Below are 19,501 nucleotides of genomic sequence, written 5' to 3'. Positions count from 1 at the left end.
CTAACCGCTCGCTCCATTTTTTTGTGTTAAAACACCCCACTCCCCACTTCCAATATTGATGTCATGATCCAAGCTTTTCAGCGTAGCGCTTCAATTCCCATGCCATCCGCTGAATCCCTTTTCGTTCCTCTTGACGAATAAAAGGCAACAAAAAACGGGCAAACGTTCCAGAAAAATTCTGCTGATACGAAAATCGCGTTTGATTCACTCCGATGTCTTGTAGCTCAAACACATGCTCATTGTGCAAACCGGGAATCGAAGAAAGCCACTTCAAACAGTAATTGGGTTGAACTAAAGTGACGATCGGGCGAAATTGAATTTCATCTTCTCCGGGCGATCGTAAAACTGACAATGAAACATCTCGTCCTTGGATAAACGGGCGATTTGGGTCGCAGTCAAATAAAAAAGTATTCCAATATTTCCAGCGTTCTTTAGCGATCAGGATTTGCCAGATCTGCGATCGAGCGGCATTAATTTCAACTTCGGTGTATAAACTCGGCATAAATCATGTCCTCAGACGATCGCAATTAACAATTCGTGACCCTTTATTGCGGTAAGATTTGCCGAGTCGCAAATCACGCACACAATCCATGTCAGATCTTCTTACCCCTAATTCCAGTTTTAGCTTGACTATCCGCTTTGAGGTTCCGAATCGTCCGGGAATGCTTGCCAGTGTCACCCAAGCAATCTCCACACTGGGTGGCAGTATGGGACAGATTGATTTGATTGACCAGACTCGCGCCATTTCGATGCGAGATATTACCATCGATGCGGCGAGTGCTGAACATGCAGAAACGATCGTGCAAGCCGTTAAAGATCTCCCTCACATTAAAGTGCTCGATGTGTACGATCGTACGTTCACTCTTCATCGAGGCGGCAAAATTAGTGTTGTCAGTAAGATACCCCTCCGAGGTCAAGCAGATCTCGCGATGGCTTATACTCCTGGGGTCGGACGGATTTGTAATGCGATCGCAGAAGAACCGCAGCGCGTGTACGAATTGACGGTGAAAGGAAACATGGTGGCGATCGTCACCGATGGCAGCGCAGTGTTAGGCTTAGGAAATCTTGGGGCTGAAGCATCGATGCCTGTGATGGAAGGCAAAGCGATGCTATTTAAAGAATTTGGGGGATTGGATGCCTTCCCGATTTGTCTTGCGACTCAAGATACGGATGAAATTGTCGAAACCGTTAAGCGGATTGCGCCTGTATTTGGCGGTGTGAATTTAGAAGATATTGCTGCCCCTCGATGTTTTGAGATTGAAGCACGATTGCAGCGAGAGTTGAATATTCCTGTCTTTCATGATGATCAACATGGAACTGCGATCGTCACGCTTGCTGCACTCACGAATGCTTTAAAGCTCGTCAACAAGAACATATCTGACGTGCGGATTGTGATCAACGGTGCAGGCGCAGCGGGAGTTGCGATCGCAACGTTACTTCAGAAAGACGGAGCGAATGAAATCATCATGTGTGACTCGAAAGGAATTTTGTCGAACGATCGCACGGATTTGAATCCTCAAAAACGCAGCTTTGCAGTTGATCAATCGGGTAACTTAGCCGATGCGATGAAAGGCGCAGATGTCTTTCTGGGCGTGAGTGCGCCGGGAGTCGTGACACCGGAGATGGTGAAATCGATGGCAACTGATCCGATCGTCTTTGCGATGGCAAATCCGATCCCTGAAATTCAGCCGGAACTGGTCAAAAATGATGTTGCAGTCATGGCAACCGGGCGCAGTGATTACCCGAATCAGATCAACAATGTGTTGGCATTTCCGGGGGTGTTTCGTGGGGCATTAGATTGTCGTGCTTCGACCTTTACGACAAATATGTATTTGCAGGCAGCTTTAGCGATCGCGTCTCTCATCAAAACCGATGAACTCGATCGAGAACACATTGTGCCCTCTGTCTTTGATGAGCGGGTGGCGAAGGTGGTTGCTGCGGCAGTTCAACGGGCTGCGAGAGAAGATGGAGTCGCACAGGGATAAATGATTTCTTAGGACTTTAGGAGTTAAAACTTTCCGAACATTTTCTATCCTTAGTGGAAGAGTCAGTACAATAACAGCGGATTGCGGGGACTGAGCAACAACTGAATTCATTCAGATTGTCAATGTTCTAGAGATTACATGTCCACTATTCGCAATAAGTTATGAAGATTCTCACTCACAAGTCTGAGTTGAAAGTGCTTGGACTGCCTGCTGACCAAGGAAGATGGCTACTTCTTCCATTAGGGATGAGTGTTCTGCTATGTCTGGGCAGTATTTATGCTTGGAGCGTCTTTAGAAAGCCTTTAGAAAGTGAACTGAACATTAGCGCAACAGAAAGCTTATTACCTTTTACTGTGGCGCTTGTTTTTTATGCTGCGCTGATGCCGATCGCAGGGTTCTACATTTCTAAGCTTGGAACTCGCACCATGACGGCAATTGGAGGAATCATTGTCGGCTGCGGCTATCTTCTTTCGAGCTTTGTCCATCAAATTGAAATGATGGTGCTGACCTATGGAGTGATCGCTGGTACGGGAGTTGGGATCGCTTACGGTGTCCCGATGGTTGTCGTTTCTCGGTGGTTCCCAGATCAGAAAGGGTTAGCCGTTGGACTCACGATCGTTGGATTTGGGCTTTCTCCTCTGATTACGGCTCCCCTAGCAAATCAACTCATTGACATTTACACCGTTCGACCGACTTTACGGATACTTGGGATCATTTTTACGATCGTGATTCTAGCAATCGCTTGCACCTTGAAATTACCGCCTAAAGATTGGCACCCTCAGAGAGATTTCGCTGCTTCATCGACGATCGCTGCTCGAACTTATCCAGCCAACTTATTCAAAAGTCGATCGTTCTATGGACTTTGGATTTGCTATGCGATCGCAACGTTGATTGGCCTAAGTGCCATTGGAATTTCTAGTCCAGTCGGTGAAGAGATGATCAACATTGATCCAAAATTCGCAGCTAGTAGTGTTGCGCTGTTTGCGGTGTTTAATGGCATGAGTCGTCCTTTGTTTGGATGGTTAAGCGATCGCCTTCAGCCTCATCGTGTCGCGATCGCATCTTATACCCTCATTCTGATTGCCTGTATTCTCATGGCAAATGCTCAGCCAGGACAAGTTGCACGGTATCTGATTGCTTTTTGTCTCTTTTGGTTTTGTCTAGGCGGATGGTTAGCAATGGCTCCAACGATCACTTTGCGATTTTTCCATCCTGACCAATATGCTCAAAACTATGGGATTGTCTTTACTGCCTATGGAGTCGGTGCTTTAGTCGGAACTTTGGCAACTGGAAGAATTCGAGATTGGTTGGGAACCTATACATATGCGTTTTATCCGATGGCGTTGCTTGCGATCGTGGGCATCATTGTTGCTAGCTCAATGCTGAAGTACGATTCAAGTCGCCCAATCACACAAGAGAGCCTTTAACAGAACTATTCCGCTAATCTTCCTTGAGAATGCAGAACAATTCATAAAAAAATGATGTCGTTTCTTAATCGGTAACGACATCATTTTTTTGTTTTAGAGAGTCTGATAATAGGCGCTATCCAACCTGACGCGGAAGGGTCGCCTCATGTTCCAAGATGCTCGAATTTATCAAATTCTCTTTCTTTCACTGTTTTTGCTCGTTGGCATTGTCACGAGAGATTGGTCATTACATCTGAGCATGGTTGGAACTGCGATCGTGACCTGTCTCGGATCACAATGGCTGATGACTCGAATCTCAGAGCAATCCTTTACTCAATCTTTCCCCAGCGCATTGGTTACAGCCTTGGGGATGAGCGTGCTATTGAGAGCAGATCATTACCTAACGATCGTACTTGCTTGTTCTGCTGCAATTGCTAGTAAATTTATCCTGCGGATTGGAGAGAAGCATCTCTTTAATCCGGGAAATTTTGGCATCATCACAGCCTTATTGCTTACTTCGGATGCTTGGGTTTCGCCAGGGCAGTGGGGTGAAGAGGGCTGGTATGCAGCGCTGTTTTTGGCAACGGGGGGATTAGTCCTCAAGCGAGTTGGCAGATGGGATACGACGATCGCGTTTCTTGCAATGTATGGCGGATTAGAAGCGATTCGGAATTACTACTTAGCTTGGACTTGGGATGTCTGGGGGCATCGATTGATGAGTGGATCGCTCCTGATGTTTTCCTTGTTTATGATTACTGATCCTCGAACCATTCCGAATTCTCAGATTGGGCGAGTCATTTGGGCAAGTGCGATCGCAGTCCTGACGTTCATTTTGCGAAATCAGTTTTTTGTCTCGACAGCAGTGTTTTGGGCATTGTTTGCACTGGCTCCGCTTAGCATTGTCATCGATAAAATCTTTCCTGATTCTCGCTTCTCGTGGGAACAGAGTGCAGCTACGACTGAGTCTTTATCAATCTAAGGAATATGCTATGAAATCATTTCGCATTTTATGTGCATTGCTCATTATTGGTCTGAGTTGCTTTTTCTTTGTTCCAAAAGCTTGGGCGTTTTGTGGATTCTATGTTGCGAAAGCAGATGCAAAACTCTATAACCAAGCTTCTCAAGTCGCGATCGCTCGAAGTGGCGATCACACTGTTTTGACGATGGCGAATGACTATCAGGGTGAGGTGAAAGATTTTGCGATCGTGGTTCCCGTTCCAACGGTTCTACAGAAAGAACAAGTTAAAGTAAGCGATCCTAAAATCATCGAGAGATTAGATGCTTTTAGCGCGCCTCGATTAGTTGAGTATTTTGATCCAGATCCGTGTGAAACGATCGACGATCGCGTGTTACGGATGCCCATGCCATCTGCACCAATGAGTGAAGCAAATGAAGCTGTTCGGAGTCGTCAAGGCTCGCTAGGAGTCACTGTAGAAGCAAAATTCACCGTTGGGGAATATGACATTCTGATTTTAAGCGCAAAAGAATCGGGGGGATTAGAAACTTGGTTAGTTGAAAATGGCTATAAGATTCCGCGTGGGGCAAAGCAACTCTTAAAGCCTTACATTCGCCAAAAGCTCAAATTCTTTGTTGCGAAAGTCAATCTTGATGAGTTTGATAAAGCTGGATTTCAATCTCTTCGTCCCTTACAGATTACTTATGATTCGCCCCGGTTTATGCTCCCGATTCGATTAGGGATGATCAATGCTCAGGCGGCTCAAGACTTGATTGTTTATATCCTGTCTCCCAAAGGTCAGGCTGAGGTAACTAATTACAGAACGGTCAAGGTTCCTTCTGATTCTGAAGTTCCGTTGTTTGTCAAAGATGAGTTTAGTCACTTCTACAAATCAATGTTTGAGAAAAGCTACGATCGCGAAGATCGCAAAGTTGCTTTTCTAGAATATGCCTGGAATATGGGCAATTGTGATCCCTGTTCGGCTGAGCCTCTCAATCCTGAAGAATTGAAGCAAGCCGGGGTGTTCTGGCTAGAAGGTTCTGAACCTGTTGTGATGCCTCGTGGTCGTCGTCGCCCAGTTGTAAGCTCTGATGTGTTTATCACACGGCTGCATGTTCGCTACACGCGCGATAAGTTCCCCGAAGATCTAATGTTCCAAGAAACGAATCAGCAAGAAACATTCCAAGGACGCTATGTTTTGCGGCATCCTTTCAACGGTAAAACAGATTGTCCTGCTGGAAGACGCTATCAGCGATCGCTGCGCCAACGATTTGAAGAACAAGCGCAAACGCTAGCACGTCTTACAGGCTGGAATATTGATGAGATTCGCAAAAAACAACCGCAAGTTCAAAGCCAACTTCCTTGGTGGCAGGATGTATTGATGTCGATCTCTGGCATGTAATGGGGTGAAGGAATGTTACAGCTAGTCTCGTGATGATGTGTTTGGAAATGAGGTGAAGAATCAGGGGAGACCGCAAACAGGTATTTGTTTGTGGTCTCCTCTTTTTCTCAATACATCAGCATACGAGCGGTTATTGAAAGTGAAGCGGGATTTGCTGAAGCTGCTTTTCTAAAGACCAGTCTTGTGGTGTAATCGTCGGTTCATGCCATCGAAAGCCTTGAGCTTTCCATCTTTCACGAGCTAATCTCGCAGTCTCTATTGAGCAATCTTCATAACCAAACTCTACGCCACAGCAATCACATATTTCAAAGTTTGGCGTTTTTCCATCTTCTCCCCAAGGAGATTCTGCTTGAAGCAGTCCACAAACCCGGCAAGCATACAGAGTGGGATCAGAAAACATAAGCTATTTCACTGAGTATTCAAGTAGTTTAAATTAATTGCGAATTTATGTACTAGCGGCTCAGGTTTAAATGACTTGAATCAAACTTCTCACCTGCAAACAAGTACCTGTTCGCGATCGCCCCCTCACTTCTCACATTCCCAAAGGCATCATAACGGGAGCACAATGTGCATCCTGAAAGGAATTAAAAGAAATTCGCTGTCGTCGCGTTATCAGAAAACATTTTTGTTTTGGTCAAGTAGTTGCCTACTTTGTCATAAGTTCATATGGAATCAAAACATACTGAGCGTGCTAACTGCTAGGCATAATTGTATTAAAGAGGCAAACATTATCAAGCACAGCGCCGTTTAACGTAGCTCCTGATAAGTCGACATAGCTCAAATCACAGCTTATGATCTGAGCTTCAGTTAAATTTGCATATCGTAAATTTGCATATCTCAAATCTAAGTTACCAAGAACCGTAGATTCGAGGTTAATCTGAGAGAGATTAGCATTACGAAAGTAGGACAATGTAATGAGTGAGTTGGTTATTATGGCTTGACTTATATTAGCGGACTCAAATGAACATTCGCTGATATAAGCCGATTTAAAGTCCACTCCAATCAATTCTGCTTCACGAAAATCTACTTCAAAGAGTTGGATTTCTGAACCAATTGATCCGCTAAGGCAAGCACGGATAAACTCTGCTCTCCTAGCATAGCAATAGTTTAGGGTTGCACATCTCAGATCTATTTGATTTAGAGATAAAGACAAATCTTCTTCATGTAAATCGGCTCCACTAAACGCTCTATGCCCTTCTTCATACTTCCTGTACAACTCCGAAGCTAGCATTCTAAGTTCCTCGTATTGCAGTAATCACTGAACGATACTTCATGAATTTTCAAATGATGAAGATATTCATTATTTCAGCAAATATGTGCTGGAGAAAGTTGAGTGAGGATCAGTACAGAACACTAAAAAGGATTTTAATAAAGCTCATTCACAGCAATTCAATCAATAGCCCTCATCATCAAGCTTGAGCTGTTTTATAATTGATAACCATAATCCATCTTCATGATTGAATACTGCTGAATCAATCACTTGCATCTTGTAACTAAAGCTATCTAAACGCTCTAGCACATCATCATACTGGCGCGAGGATTTCTCATAAGCAACAATAGAAGCAGCTAATTGCTCAAGGCTAGAGTTGCAAAATCCAATAGATTTATCTATTGGATTAATGTACACAATTCTGTTCCCGTTGTCTAAATCAAGGCATATTCTATTAGCGAGATTGACCTCAGCCGAGAAAATAGCTTCGTCCAGATCTAGTTCTTCTAGTTTTTTTGCAATTCTTGATAGACTAGCATTGCCATCTAGACCAATTTCGTCAAGGTGTATAAATCTTCCAATTAGCTGAGTTACAGCTCTACAACCTATTGTAAACAGATTGCCAAAGGATTCACTAGGTTGATGAAATTTTACGTCTTCAGCAATCGGCTCAAAATCCATCGAAAATCTCAGGTAGCCTATCACTATTGGTAAGCCCAAGCTCAAAATAGATTCCTTGATTTCGGGTGAAAGATTAATCTTATCCAAGGACTCTGGATATGCGTAAACTAAATTCTGCTGCTCAAAAACTTGGCTCATTTCATCATTCAGACTCATACCCATATACCCTTGATTACTCAAAGTCTACACCGTACATCATGAAGTCCAAGGATTGAAATTGATTTGTCCCCTTAAACCGCGAGCCGGGTCTATCTCCGAAAGAATATCGGTTGAGAAAGGGTTTATATCACCAATATTGAAGATGTTGGCGATAGCACTTGCTATTCTGACCATAGCAAGTGTCTGAACCATATTCATAGCAAAGTAACCAGTGGGGTCAACGTAATTGAACCCACTGGCGTTTCCGTACAGGTACTTTTGCAAGATTATCGGTTTGCTTAATTTACCATCGAAATCATCGTGTCTACCAAAGCGCTCATTCTCAAGACCGTAGTAGCGCTGCCTCAGATAATAATTGGTCTAAATTGACATCAAACTTTTCTTCCACGAGCAAGTACTTGTGGTTTAAAACACTTGTCTGGGACACCAAATCCTCAAAAGCATCATAACGAGAGGACTACTGAGGAGCTAGCTTCCAGATTGCAGGACAACTAATGAGCGACCCATCACCGGAACATTTTTTGTTCCGGTAAACAGAATCTTCTCATCAATAAATCTCGGCTCTTTTGTGTTAATCAGCGCAGACCATTTTCGCTGGCGTAATCGAGTCGGTAAGACAAAATTTAGCGTTTCCCAATGTGCATTAAACAGTAATAGAAAACTACTATCTCGAATCCGTCCACCTTTGGGACCGCGATCGGGCAATTCACTTCCATTCAAAAACACAGAGATCGCTTTTGCATATCCATTGCACCATTGTTCCTCGGTCATGTCATGCCCATCGGGATTAAACCAAGCAATATCATTCACACTCGATCCATGAATCGCCTGCCCTTGAAACCACCGCTGCCGCCGGAAAATGGGATGTGCTTGACGGAAATGAATCAACTCTCGCGTGAAATTGAGCAGATCAGACTGAGAATTGCATAACTCCCAATCCAGCCAAGACAGTTCATTATCTTGACAGTAAGCATTATTATTCCCGAACTGAGATCGACCCATCTCGTCGCCCATCACAATCATTGGAATGCCTTGAGATAACATCAACGTTGTGAGCATATTGCGCTGTTGTCGCTCTCTTAGACGCATTACTTCCACATCATCTGTCTCACCTTCTACACCACAATTCCAAGAGCGATTGTGGCTTTCACCGTCTCGATTGTCTTCGCCATTGGCTTCATTGTGTTTCTCGTTGTAGCTCACAAGATCGCGGAGCGTGAAACCATCATGAGCCGTCATGAAATTAATGCTGGCATGAGGTCGTCTGCCATTCGATTGATAAAGGTCAGGACTGCCCGTAAATCGATAACCAAACTCACCAAGCTTACCATCCTGCCCCCGCCAGAAATCGCGCATCTCATCTCGATAGCGCCCGTTCCACTCTGACCAAAGTACCGGAAAATTGCCAACTTGATATCCGCCATCGCCTAGATCCCAAGGTTCTGCAATCAGTTTGACTCCAGCTAGAATCGGATCTTGGTGAATAATGTCAAAGAACGATGCCAAATTATCCACTGCGTAAAGCTCTCGGGCAAGTGCAGATGCCAAATCAAAGCGAAAGCCATCCACATGCATTTCTGTAACCCAGTAACGCAAGCTATCCATAATCAGCTTCAGCACTTGTGGACTTTGAACATTCAGCGAATTTCCGCATCCTGTAAAATCCATGTAGTACCGCTCGTTGCCTTCAACTAAACGGTAGTAGTTTTTATTATCGATCCCCCGTAGAGATAGCGTTGGACCACAATGATTGCCTTCGCCTGTGTGATTGTAAACAACATCTAGAATGACTTCGATCCCAGCTTGGTGCAGAGCTTGCACCATCTGTTTAAATTCCCGCACTTGTCCGCCGAGAGTTTGATCTGCACTATACCCGGAGTAAGGTGCAAAGAAATTAATCGAATCATATCCCCAATAGTTACTTAATCCTGTGCCAGCAAGATGCCCAGGCTGGGACAGAAAATGATGCACAGGCATGAGTTCAACCGCGGTCACACCCAGAGATTTGAGATGTGCGATCGCTGCTGGATGTGCAAGTCCTGCATAAGTTCCTCTTAATGTCTCTGGCACTTCAGGATGCTGCTTTGTAAATCCCTTAACGTGCATTTCGTAGATAACAGTTTGGTTCCAAGGCGTTTGTAATAACTGATCTCCTTGCCAATCAAAAGCTTGATCAACAACAATACACTTCGGAACGAGATGGGCATCATCCAAATCAGAAAAACCTAAATCCGCATCTGGATCGTCCCAGCGATAGCTAAAAATTGCTTCACCATGTTGAACATCGCCCTCGATCGCTTTTGCATAAGGGTCGATGAGCAGTTTATTGGGGTTAAATCGATGCCCAGCTTGAGGATTCCAAGCCCCATAAACGCGAAAGCCGTATCGCTGCCCAGGCGCAACTCCAGGGACATATCCATGCCAGATAAAATTTTCACCCGCATAGAGAGGTAAACGCTGTTCTAAACCCTGTTGATCAAATAAACAAAGATCCACAGATGTCGCATGTTCAGAAAATAGTGAAAAGTTAGTTCCTTTACCATCCCAGGTCGCGCCAAGCGGATAGACTTTTCCTGTCCAAATGGGTGCATTCATAGTCGTTCAACTATCATGATTAAAAGCAGTTTAGGATATTCACACAATGATGTAGTCATCCAAGAATTGATATCTAATATCTTGCAAGCGTCCTTAACACTCGCTTCAGTGTAAGAGGTAGACTGCTGACTTCTCATCTACCAGGAGGACAAGCTAATTTCTATCTCAAGGAGTGGCTCATTTTATAGCATTCAAAAATATTTGATTTTTTCTTACATGTAAGATTTTGCCTCGTAGAGCGCGTCTGAGTAGGACATCTAAAATAGTGCCCAAATTGTGAACAGCACCCAAACAAGTCACGTTACATTGGTGAAGTCAGGTCAAGCTTTGCTCAATCGAGAAGCACTTCACACACTTGAGACAATGCATGTTCAATTTTGATGTCAAGCAATTTCTCCAAGCTTTTCTAGAATTTCTCAAGCACTTGCTAGCTGCTCGCCGTGGCGCGTTACTCATGCTACTCATTGGCGTGTTACTGCCCCTATTGATTTTTGGAGAGCTAGCAGAGGATGTGTGGGAAAATCAGGGTGGCTTTCCGTGGGACGTGCCGATTCTGCTGGCAGTCCATTCAGTAAACAATCCCTGGCTTGATGCGATCGCAACTTTTCTGACAAAGCTAGGAGTCTTTTGGGGAGTGTTTCCGGTTGCGATCGGAGTCGGGGTGTTTTTGCTGTTTCGACGATGGTGGTATGCACTTGCATATCTGATCACAACTTTAACAGGCAGTATTGTGATCAACCGAACTGCAAAATTGCTTTTACATCGTGTCCGTCCGCATTTGTGGCAGTCGCCTGCACCAGAATTTGACTACGGATTTCCCAGTGGACACGCTATGTCAAGTATGACGTTTGTGACAGTACTGATCATTCTAACTTGGCAAACAAAATGGCGCTGGTGGGTATTGCTGCTAGGAGGCTTATTTGTCCTGATGATCGCGTGGACTCGTCTCTATCTTGGTGTTCATTATCCGAGCGATATCCTAGCAGGTTGGCTTATCTCGATCGCTTGGGCAATCGGCGTGAGCTTACTGATTAATCCACAACGGCGGAATGTTTCTCTACAATCTCGCTGAACCACCCTGCCTTAGAATTCACCTCTTAAAAATGCGTTCCCTTGAAAGTTGATATCAATGCTGGGGGAATCGCTGCTGAACCGATACGATCAAGCTAAAAATCCAAGTTGCGGTGCTGAATGAAAGTAGGAACTAGCTTGGTATGCGAACCTACAGTACAACAACAGAAAGCCGATGATGGGATTTGAACCCATGACCTTTCGATTACGAATCGAATCCGATTGATTTCCAAAACTAACGATGGAAAGAACTGTAGCTTATCTCAATCGACATTGCACGCAGTTTTATCTCAATCGCTGCAAAGCAGTAAGTGTAAGGATTTAAGCCACAATTTACGGCTTAGTTTATTCGTCCCCAATTGAACCCTAAAGTAAGAATATTTGAGGTTTATTCGGTTGAGGCACTTAATTTCCAATTCCGAATTTCGTTGATCGCGACTTCTTCCTGTTCTAAAGTGACTTGAGGCAGACGATTCGTGAAATAGTTATCTAGTCCAAGTGGTTTGCTCAACTCTTCTTCTATGCCATCCAGCACCTCTGGATGATTTGAGGTTAATGCCCAGTCGCGATCCCAGAAGATGCGATCGACCAATTCATCTACAACCGTATGCCAAAGACTCAAATTATCTGAGTGTGAATGGAAGGTATCTAATTCTTCATCAAACCCAAATTCTTCTTGCCCCGCTTGCCAATTGCTCAAAAGATATTTTTCAAATCCTCGCCAGACTAAATTCCGATAAAAATATTTCAGGCTTTCCTCTTCGTTGAGTCCCTCCTTCTCCAAGTAAATCTCATCTCCGAACCGCATCTGGAGAAACGCGAAAGGAAAATAAGCAGCAGCTTCAATGACATTTGTCAGCGTCGGCGGCTCGATCGTTGGATCAAGAAATGCGGAGAGACATCGGTAGAGCAGGACAACTTTTTGCTCAAAAGTGGCGATATCAAATATGCGGTCGCCTGTTAGTACTTCTGATTCTTCTAGATCACGGGTGTCTTCAAGGTTCTCGATCGCGTCCTGCATGGCAGTGAGATATACTTCTGCTTCAACGCCTTACTTGGCAGATTGCACAGGGCGGCATCCGACAAGTTTCAATCGGTGCGACCCGCACCGAATTCGACTTTGCCAATCACATCGCACATACGATTGAGACTGACCCAGAAGCGAGTTGGATCTTTGTGCTGGATCAACTCAACACTCATCAATCTGCTTCCTTAGTTCGACTCGTGGCAACCTGTTGTCAGTTAGACCTGGATTTGGGTATCAAGGGTAAGTTGGGCATCCTACACTCGATGGCTTCACGTTCTGCTTTCCTGAGTGATCCAACCCATCGCATTCGCTTCGTCTACGTGCCCAAACATACCTCTTGGCTCAATCAAATTGAATGTTGGTTTAGTATTCTGACCAGACGACTGATTCGGCGCGGCAACTTCACTTTCACTGAGGATCTCAAGCAGCAGATTCGAGCCTTCATCCGGTACTTCAATTGCACGATGGCAAAGCCGTTCAACTGGAAGTTTCAGGGCTTTGAGCCGAAGCCCCACTAAGCTGCTGCTTTATTTTCGCCCAGATGCACTAGTCAACAACCCGTAATTCAAATCACGATTTAGCCCATAATTTAAATCACAACTGCATCGTATTTCTCAAACATTGCAGATTTCTTTCAAGCTGAAGATTCGATCGGCGATCGAGTATCCTAACAGTAGACGAATCAAGGTTTTCAATCATGCAAGCACTTGAAAAACCGATTAGCTTTGATGAGTTCATCGCTTGGTATCCAGAGAATACCGGAATTCGCTACGAACTACACAATGGAGTGATTGTCGAGATGCCAAAGCCAAGAGGAAGGCATTCACGAGCCTCTGGTGATTTGGCGTTTGACTTGGGATCTGCAATTCGACAAGCAAAACTCCCCTACTTTATTCCCAAAGAATGCATTGTCAAAGTGCTAGATCAATCCGGATATGAGCCAGACATCATCGTACTAGACGAAATCGCGATCGTAGATGAACCCCGATGGGAACGAGAATCCGTCATCGAAAGAGCCGCCTCAATTCGTTTAATCGTCGAAGTAGTCAGCACCAATTGGCGAGATGATTATTTAACCAAACTTGCAGGGTATGAAGCGTTCGGAATTCCTGAGTATTGGATTGTAGACTATGCTGCACTCGGCGGAAAACGGTTCATTGGCGATCCGAAAACTCCAACACTTAGCATTTATACCTTGGATGAAAGCGGAGAATATCAATTCAAGCAATTTCGCGGCAATGATTTGATCGAATCTCCAACGTTTCCAAATTTGCGATTAACGGCTGGCGAAGTTCTCGATCGCTAAAACTCCACCTTCTTATAGATTGCCGATAGCGACATCTGAAACGGAATCGAAGTAAATGCTAACGTATCATTTTCATCTTCGTATTCTTCCAAACTCCATTTTCGCGTTCCGGTTTTTGAGAATTGCTCAACATGGATTTTGTACTGATCGATCAGAATGTACTCCTGAAAACTTTCTACCGTTCTGTAAAACTCAAACTTCTCACCTCGATCGTAGTTTTTTGTCGAGTCTGACAGCACTTCCACAATCACCAAAGGATTTGTAATCGTATCCTTACGTTTTTCCAAATACTCTAACGATCCTTTCACAACCATCACATCTGGATACGTGAAAATTCGCTGCTTGGGAATCCAGAGCCGCAAATCGGTCATAAACGACTCATAATCTTGATCTCCAATTGCCGAGTCCACAGCTTGACTCACATTTTTTGCAATTCGATTATGATTTGGGGTTCCGCCTGTCATCGGGATAATCTCACCGTCAAGATATTCACTTCTCGCCTCAGCTTCAGTTTCTAGCTCTAAATACTCTTCCGGCGAGTATCGTCGCTCTTGTGCTTGCACCATAAAACCTCCGGATTCTGACTTTAGTTTAATCAAACGCGAAAAAAATTCTGCGGAACGAGGCGATTTTCTCCTGAAGTTTTTAGACTAGAAGAGGCTGTGTAATTTGCATACTCGGCAGGTTTCGATCCTACAAGAAATTAAGTTGGGTCACTCCGCAGTGCAAACCATACGGAAGTGCTGCAAAATCAATGGTGTGGGCTACCGTATAAATAACGGCAATTGAACTCTAAGAAACGCCAGAAGGAAAGAACTATGGGATTATTTGACCGCATTAGCCGAGTTGTCCGCTCCAATGTCAACGACATGGTGAGCAAGGCAGAAGATCCAGAAAAAATTCTGGAGCAAGCCGTCATCGACATGCAGGAAGATTTGATTCAGCTTCGTCAAGCCGTGGCGCAAGCGATCGCTTCTCAAAAACGGACACAACAGCAATACAACCAAGCCCAAACTGAATCCAATAATTGGCAACAGCGGGCACAATTAGCGCTACAAAAAGGGGATGAAGGCTTAGCCCGTGAAGCATTGACCCGCAAGAAAACCCACACCGAAACCGCAACAGCGCTCAAAACCCAACTCGATACCCAAACGAGTCAAGTCGATACGCTTAAGCGGAGTCTGATCGCACTCGAAGGCAAAATTTCCGAGGCGAAGACGAAAAAAGACATGCTCAAAGCGCGTGCGAGTGCTGCCAAAGCGCAAGAGCAACTGCAAGGCATGGTTAACAACATGGGCACCAACACAGCAATGGCTGCGTTCGAGCGCATGGAAGACAAAGTATTACAGCTAGAAGCGCGATCACAAGCCGCCGCAGAATTGGCTGGAGCCGACTTAGAATCGCAATTCCGAGCACTCGAATCCGGCGATGTCGATCTCGAACTCGAAGCAATGAAACAACAAATGCTCGCAGGTTCAGCCCAACCCCAGCAATCGCTTCCCGGAACCACTGCGCCTCAGTCTCAGACAACTCAAGCACCCAATGATGCAGCCGTTGATGCAGAATTGGAAGACTTGAAGAAACAGTTAGATAACCTTTAGTCGAAGCGTAAGGCGGTGAGGAGTGGGGAGTAGGGAGTAGACTCCCCACTCCCTACTTTTTAGCCTTCATCATTCGTTACAATTAGAAAGACAAACGGATGTAACGAAAAGGATTTTCATGGCTGACCAGTTAATACGGGCAACTGCCGCAGACGGCGGAATTCGAGCAGTCGGAGTCATTTCAAACCGTCTCTGTGAAGAAGCGAGGCAGCGTCACAAATTATCTTATGTTGCAACCGCAGCACTAGGTCGAACCATGTCAGCAGGGCTATTGCTGGCATCGAGTATGAAACGAGCAGAATCGCGCGTCAACATTCGCATTCGAGGCAATGGCCCGATGGGTGGGCTGATGGTCGATGCGGGATTAGATGGAACCGTGCGCGGTTATGTCGATAATCCAGAGGTCGAACTGCCAACCAATGCTCAAGGCAAATTAGATGTCGGGGGCGCGATCGGGAAAGATGGCTACGTCTATGTCATTCGAGATGTAGGCTATGGATATCCCTACTCGAGTACTGTTGAACTCGTTTCCGGTGAAATTGGAGATGATCTCACTCACTATCTCGCAACGTCTGAACAAACGCCTTCTGCTCTTTTCTTGGGAGTATTTGTAGACGGAAATGGCGTGCAAGCTGCTGGCGGATTATTGATTCAGATCTTGCCCAAAGCAGCAAGCGATCCCGAATTAGTTGCCCTGCTCGAATCTCGACTGTCTTCCCTGCAAGGATTTACACCACTCCTACAAGCGGGTAAAACCCTACCCATGATCTTTGAAGAACTGCTTGGAGATATGGGCTTAGAAATTTTCCCGGAAACGCAGCTTGTAAGATTTCACTGTGGATGCTCTTTCGATCGCGTTTTAGGCGCACTCAAACTGTTAGGAGAAGCCGAACTTCGCGACATGATCGAAAAAGACAACGGTGCAGAAGCCACCTGTCATTTCTGTGGCGAAGTCTACAAAGCAAACATCGACCAACTAGAACAGTTGATCGATGAACTGAAAACAGCAAATTAATTTTGTAGAGGGTGCGAGCGATCTCAATCTAAACGCAATTAACCTCTGCCTTGCTCGGCATACATAGCTCGCAGCACCAGTGCTGGATCAACCCATTGGCTTGAGTATTTCAACCCCCAGTGTAAATGGGGTCCTGTTGTGCGTCCGGTCATACCGACCCGACCAATTCGTTCACCTGCTGGCAACATCTGACCTTCATAGATACGGACATCACCGGACTGAATATACTTGCCTTGCCCGTCCCGACCGGCTGAGCCTTGCATATGACAGTAAATATGCTCCCAGGAACCCGATTCAATGACTACTGAAGTTCCACAGGCGCTATTGTCTGAAACTTCAACAACCTTGCCCGTCCACCAACTGCGAATATAGCTGCCTTCTGGTGCTGCCATATCTAAACCCCGATGGAATTCACGGCTGTAAGAACCATCGGGAGACATTCGATAGCCAAATGGAGAAGTATACCCTTGAAAATTTTCAAGTGGGAATGACGCGCCTTGCCAGCTATTGCCAGTCGCTTGTAAATTCGCCTCGATCGCGAGTAAGCCATGTTGACCCCAGGACAATGCGATCGCACCTAAAAATCCCAAGACCAGAACGACCCAGAATCGTTTCAATGCGAACCGTGATTGAACAAGTAAAGACCTCCATCCTTGCGCCATTCTTTTCTCCTTGTGTGTGAAGAGTTATCGGCAGATGCGAACTGCACTGATTTTGTTGCGCAGCGAAACATAGCGTTAGACAAAAATCAGTCAAGGTCATTTAATCACAAAAAATCTTCACAGCCTTCGTATTTTCCTGCAAAATTGCGCGAATTTTTTCCGTTATATTGCGGTTGCCTCATCAATTCTTTATATTTCTCCAAAAATAATGAGTAGTTAGTCAATGCTGTATGAATTCAGTCGTACCCTCATCATTCGTTAAAGTCACCAAGTGATTTTTGAATTGATAAAGTAGATGGCTGAAGATTTGATCAATCTATCAATCTACGGCGAATTGCAAGACAAGCGAATCTTTACGGGGGCTAGGAAGAGTCAGCGTAAAAAAACCGTGATTTCACTACTGCTTAATGTGATTTCATATACACTTCACACCCGAACTATTAGGTTCAACCCTATGATCAGCCTAGAACTAGCGATAGTTCTGTTCTAATTACGGTAGAAACAATTGCTATGACAACATCTCTTGAAGTGAAGTCTCCACTCAGCGAGGCAGTATCTTTAAGTACGAGTCAATACGGATGTGGGCACAGTGCACCTGATTTTGAAGATCCAGTTGCATCAGGTTCTAAATCTTCATTACTTCAAAGTCGAGCTACCGCTTTCATCTGGCGGAATGATGCACTTGATGAGACTGGGGCGTGGGGCATTCAAGGCACAACCTTTCAAATTGGTGCAGCATTTAGAAACATGCCACCGCTCGGCAGTAACTCTGACTGGAAACTGGTTGATGCAGGTGGGTTTACAGGCGGTGAGAACACGTTACTGTGGCGCAATGCTGTTACCGATCAAACCGCCATCTGGACGGTAGATGGAATAGACTTTGAAGACGGATTTTTGCTCACAGGTGCCCCATCTTTGGGCAGCAATTCTCCTTGGAGACTCGTAAGCGGTGTAACGATCTCCGATAGCCCAACTCTCGTTTGGCGTAACCAGGTTACGGATCAAACGGCTATCTGGAAGTTCAATGAAACAGGCGTATTTCAGTCTGGAGCTTTCTTGGAAAATGCTCCTGGACTTGGCGCAAATTCTGCTTGGCAGCTCATTGATGCACTCGGGAATGGCAATCAATTAGAATTGCTCTGGCGCAACCAGACGACCGATGAAACTGCGATTTGGAAGTTTGATGGCTCAAACTTTAGTAGTAGCGCTTTTGTGGCAAATCTTCCCCAATTGGGCAGTAATTCGCCCTGGGAACTCGCAAAATTTGTCGATGTAGATGGTAACAAGAGCGCGGACTTGATCTGGCAAAATCGCACGAGCGGCGAGCAAGCTGTTTGGTTTTTGAATGGGTCAGACTTCACGTCGAGTGAATTCATCAAAAATGCACCTCGTCCAGATGCAAATTGGCAAATTGTAGGGGTTGTTTCGATCGATTTAGAAGAACTTCCAACGGTCATCCCGCAGTCTGCTGCAAGCACTCAAGCGCCCTCGACCAATACTCTAGTTTGGGCAAATGACAGTGATGATACTAGTGGCACTTGGGACATTGAGAGCAATCCGCTCGGTGCAACCTTTATTAATGGTCGTGGCATCGAGGGCGCACCCGCAATTCCGCCGAATTCTCCTTGGACGCTGATTGATGCGATCGCCAAACCGGGTGGTGGTATTCAATATCTCTGGCGCAATCAAGTGACTGACGAAACTGGAGTCTGGACGATACAAAACAATCAGTTTGTGTCCAGTGCGTTCTTAGGAGGCGCACCGAAACTGGGCAGTAATTCTAGCTGGGAGCTAATCTCACACGTTTTCTTAGGGGATTGTGATCAAACAACTTTAGTTTGGCGAAATCAAGCAACGGATGAAACTGCTCTTTGGACATTCGACGCGAACTATCAGTTTGTTGGGAGTGAATTTGTGTCAGGTGCACCTGTGTTAGGCAGCAATTCACAATGGAAGCTGATTGATGCGGTGGATAGCTATGGCTATTTGGATTTGCTATGGCGGAACGAGGTGATAGATGAAACCGGATTCTGGATTTTAGATGGCAAGGATTTTAGCTATAGTGGCATGGTTGAGAATGCGCCAAAGCTCGGCAGTAATTCACCTTGGAAGCTCGTCAAGACTGAGAATCTCAATGATGATGGTCATGCTGATTTGATTTGGCAAAACTTTGAGACGGGTGAGCAAGGAATTTGGTATCTCGATGATCTAGATTTTGCATCGGGAGTCGTCGTGAACAATGCTCCTCGCCCCGCTCAAAATTGGCGAGTAGTCGGGGCAGTGTAAGCACGATCGTTTCAGGGTGCTTGTGTGCAGAAGATCTGATTTCTATCAATTGTGAATTCATAAAGAGTGCCTGCAAAGGGTCTAGGTCGATCGCAGTCACTCTTTTTACAACCAAGCGATTGTTTGCATTAAAACTATTC

General features: G+C 45.1%; 18 protein-coding genes. 10 read left to right on the top strand and 8 right to left on the bottom strand.

Annotated features, from left to right (window positions below; all coding sequences use genetic code 11):
* Positions 1-61 precede the first annotated feature (61 nt).
* Positions 62-502 carry an SRPBCC domain-containing protein gene (locus LEPBO_RS0101030; RefSeq protein WP_017285667.1) on the bottom strand — a complete coding sequence of 147 codons (441 nt, stop codon included), beginning with the start codon at positions 500-502 and terminating at the stop codon, positions 62-64.
* Positions 503-590: 88 nt separating this feature from the next.
* Between LEPBO_RS0101030 and LEPBO_RS0101025 the strand changes: the two genes are divergently transcribed.
* The 4 genes from LEPBO_RS0101025 to LEPBO_RS0101010 all read left to right on the top strand — a co-directional run bounded on the left by LEPBO_RS0101025 (position 591) and on the right by LEPBO_RS0101010 (position 5,748).
* Positions 591-1,985, top strand: a complete 1,395-nt coding sequence (locus LEPBO_RS0101025; protein WP_017285666.1) for a malic enzyme-like NAD(P)-binding protein — start codon at positions 591-593, stop codon at positions 1,983-1,985.
* Positions 1,986-2,146: 161 nt separating this feature from the next.
* A complete protein-coding gene (locus LEPBO_RS0101020; RefSeq protein ID WP_017285665.1) occupies positions 2,147-3,412 on the top strand; it encodes an L-lactate MFS transporter in 1,266 nt (421 codons plus the stop codon).
* A 145-nt stretch (positions 3,413-3,557) separates the two neighbouring features.
* A complete protein-coding gene (locus tag LEPBO_RS0101015; protein ID WP_017285664.1) occupies positions 3,558-4,370 on the top strand; it encodes an RnfABCDGE type electron transport complex subunit D in 813 nt (270 codons plus the stop codon).
* A gap of 10 nt (positions 4,371-4,380) precedes the next feature.
* Positions 4,381-5,748, top strand: coding sequence for a DUF2330 domain-containing protein (locus LEPBO_RS0101010; protein WP_017285663.1), 1,368 nt, complete (start codon positions 4,381-4,383; stop codon positions 5,746-5,748).
* 130 nt (positions 5,749-5,878) lie between these two features.
* On the opposite strand, the gene LEPBO_RS0101005 is transcribed toward LEPBO_RS0101010, so the two are convergent.
* From LEPBO_RS0101005 to glgX, 4 genes are all read right to left on the bottom strand, one after another.
* Positions 5,879-6,148 carry a hypothetical protein gene (locus tag LEPBO_RS0101005; RefSeq protein ID WP_017285662.1) on the bottom strand — a complete coding sequence of 90 codons (270 nt, stop codon included), beginning with the start codon at positions 6,146-6,148 and terminating at the stop codon, positions 5,879-5,881.
* 291 nt (positions 6,149-6,439) lie between these two features.
* Entirely contained in the window at positions 6,440-6,979 is a 540-nt protein-coding gene (locus LEPBO_RS0101000) for a pentapeptide repeat-containing protein (RefSeq protein WP_017285661.1), read from the bottom strand.
* Positions 6,980-7,141: 162 nt separating this feature from the next.
* Positions 7,142-7,819 carry a hypothetical protein gene (locus tag LEPBO_RS0100995; RefSeq protein ID WP_148664750.1) on the bottom strand — a complete coding sequence of 226 codons (678 nt, stop codon included), beginning with the start codon at positions 7,817-7,819 and terminating at the stop codon, positions 7,142-7,144.
* Between the two features lie 447 nt (positions 7,820-8,266).
* Positions 8,267-10,393 (bottom strand): glycogen debranching protein GlgX, encoded by a 2,127-nt coding sequence (glgX, locus tag LEPBO_RS0100985; protein ID WP_017285658.1) that lies wholly within the window; start codon positions 10,391-10,393, stop codon positions 8,267-8,269.
* Positions 10,394-10,760: 367 nt separating this feature from the next.
* Here glgX and LEPBO_RS0100980 point away from each other — a divergent pair, with 367 nt between their 5' ends.
* On the top strand, positions 10,761-11,465 hold the full coding sequence (locus LEPBO_RS0100980; RefSeq protein WP_017285657.1) for a phosphatase PAP2 family protein: 705 nt from the start codon (positions 10,761-10,763) through the stop codon (positions 11,463-11,465).
* A gap of 387 nt (positions 11,466-11,852) precedes the next feature.
* Here LEPBO_RS0100980 and LEPBO_RS0100975 read toward each other — a convergent pair whose 3' ends face one another.
* Positions 11,853-12,485, bottom strand: coding sequence for a hypothetical protein (locus LEPBO_RS0100975; RefSeq protein ID WP_017285656.1), 633 nt, complete (start codon positions 12,483-12,485; stop codon positions 11,853-11,855).
* 11 nt (positions 12,486-12,496) lie between these two features.
* Here LEPBO_RS0100975 and LEPBO_RS43850 point away from each other — a divergent pair, with 11 nt between their 5' ends.
* Positions 12,497-13,009, top strand: coding sequence for a transposase (locus tag LEPBO_RS43850; RefSeq protein WP_096735584.1), 513 nt, complete (start codon positions 12,497-12,499; stop codon positions 13,007-13,009).
* A 179-nt stretch (positions 13,010-13,188) separates the two neighbouring features.
* Entirely contained in the window at positions 13,189-13,797 is a 609-nt protein-coding gene (locus LEPBO_RS0100965) for a Uma2 family endonuclease (protein WP_017285653.1), read from the top strand.
* On the opposite strand, the gene LEPBO_RS0100960 is transcribed toward LEPBO_RS0100965, so the two are convergent.
* Positions 13,794-14,363 carry a Uma2 family endonuclease gene (locus LEPBO_RS0100960; protein ID WP_017285652.1) on the bottom strand — a complete coding sequence of 190 codons (570 nt, stop codon included), beginning with the start codon at positions 14,361-14,363 and terminating at the stop codon, positions 13,794-13,796. The genes LEPBO_RS0100965 and LEPBO_RS0100960 overlap by 4 nt on opposite strands.
* Before the next feature lie 252 nt (positions 14,364-14,615).
* Between LEPBO_RS0100960 and LEPBO_RS0100955 the strand changes: the two genes are divergently transcribed.
* Together LEPBO_RS0100955 and hslO are read left to right on the top strand one after the other, a co-directional pair.
* Positions 14,616-15,398, top strand: coding sequence for a PspA/IM30 family protein (locus tag LEPBO_RS0100955; protein ID WP_017285651.1), 783 nt, complete (start codon positions 14,616-14,618; stop codon positions 15,396-15,398).
* A gap of 118 nt (positions 15,399-15,516) precedes the next feature.
* Positions 15,517-16,413: an Hsp33 family molecular chaperone HslO gene (gene hslO, locus LEPBO_RS0100950; RefSeq protein ID WP_017285650.1), complete on the top strand. Its 897-nt coding sequence runs from the start codon at positions 15,517-15,519 to the stop codon at positions 16,411-16,413.
* Positions 16,414-16,451: 38 nt separating this feature from the next.
* Here hslO and LEPBO_RS0100945 read toward each other — a convergent pair whose 3' ends face one another.
* Positions 16,452-17,075: a M23 family metallopeptidase gene (locus tag LEPBO_RS0100945; protein WP_017285649.1), complete on the bottom strand. Its 624-nt coding sequence runs from the start codon at positions 17,073-17,075 to the stop codon at positions 16,452-16,454.
* Between the two features lie 510 nt (positions 17,076-17,585).
* Between LEPBO_RS0100945 and LEPBO_RS0100935 the strand changes: the two genes are divergently transcribed.
* Positions 17,586-19,361 (top strand): hypothetical protein, encoded by a 1,776-nt coding sequence (locus LEPBO_RS0100935; RefSeq protein ID WP_017285647.1) that lies wholly within the window; start codon positions 17,586-17,588, stop codon positions 19,359-19,361.
* The last annotated feature ends 140 nt before the right edge of the window (positions 19,362-19,501 follow it).

Source organism: Leptolyngbya boryana PCC 6306, assembly GCF_000353285.1.
In the GTDB taxonomy this organism is placed as follows: domain Bacteria; phylum Cyanobacteriota; class Cyanobacteriia; order Leptolyngbyales; family Leptolyngbyaceae; genus Leptolyngbya; species Leptolyngbya boryana.
This window is presented reverse-complemented; position numbering and strand designations above follow the sequence as displayed.

Bases quoted from the DNA above. Each gene is read 5' to 3' on its own strand.
- LEPBO_RS0101015 (WP_017285664.1), top strand. From the start codon at position 3,558: ATGTTCCAAGATGCTCGAATTTATCAAATTCTCTTTCTTTCACTGTTT.
- LEPBO_RS0100960 (WP_017285652.1), bottom strand. From the start codon at position 14,363: ATGGTGCAAGCACAAGAGCGACGATACTCGCCGGAAGAGTATTTAGAG.
- hslO (WP_017285650.1), top strand. From the start codon at position 15,517: ATGGCTGACCAGTTAATACGGGCAACTGCCGCAGACGGCGGAATTCGA.
- glgX (WP_017285658.1), bottom strand. From the start codon at position 10,393: ATGAATGCACCCATTTGGACAGGAAAAGTCTATCCGCTTGGCGCGACC.
- LEPBO_RS0101005 (WP_017285662.1), bottom strand. From the start codon at position 6,148: ATGTTTTCTGATCCCACTCTGTATGCTTGCCGGGTTTGTGGACTGCTT.
- LEPBO_RS0101000 (WP_017285661.1), bottom strand. From the start codon at position 6,979: ATGCTAGCTTCGGAGTTGTACAGGAAGTATGAAGAAGGGCATAGAGCG.
- LEPBO_RS0101025 (WP_017285666.1), top strand. From the start codon at position 591: ATGTCAGATCTTCTTACCCCTAATTCCAGTTTTAGCTTGACTATCCGC.
- LEPBO_RS0100945 (WP_017285649.1), bottom strand. From the start codon at position 17,075: ATGGCGCAAGGATGGAGGTCTTTACTTGTTCAATCACGGTTCGCATTG.
- LEPBO_RS0100980 (WP_017285657.1), top strand. From the start codon at position 10,761: ATGTTCAATTTTGATGTCAAGCAATTTCTCCAAGCTTTTCTAGAATTT.
- LEPBO_RS0100935 (WP_017285647.1), top strand. From the start codon at position 17,586: ATGACAACATCTCTTGAAGTGAAGTCTCCACTCAGCGAGGCAGTATCT.
- LEPBO_RS0101020 (WP_017285665.1), top strand. From the start codon at position 2,147: ATGAAGATTCTCACTCACAAGTCTGAGTTGAAAGTGCTTGGACTGCCT.
- LEPBO_RS0100955 (WP_017285651.1), top strand. From the start codon at position 14,616: ATGGGATTATTTGACCGCATTAGCCGAGTTGTCCGCTCCAATGTCAAC.
- LEPBO_RS0100975 (WP_017285656.1), bottom strand. From the start codon at position 12,485: ATGCAGGACGCGATCGAGAACCTTGAAGACACCCGTGATCTAGAAGAA.
- LEPBO_RS0100965 (WP_017285653.1), top strand. From the start codon at position 13,189: ATGCAAGCACTTGAAAAACCGATTAGCTTTGATGAGTTCATCGCTTGG.
- LEPBO_RS0101010 (WP_017285663.1), top strand. From the start codon at position 4,381: ATGAAATCATTTCGCATTTTATGTGCATTGCTCATTATTGGTCTGAGT.
- LEPBO_RS0101030 (WP_017285667.1), bottom strand. From the start codon at position 502: ATGCCGAGTTTATACACCGAAGTTGAAATTAATGCCGCTCGATCGCAG.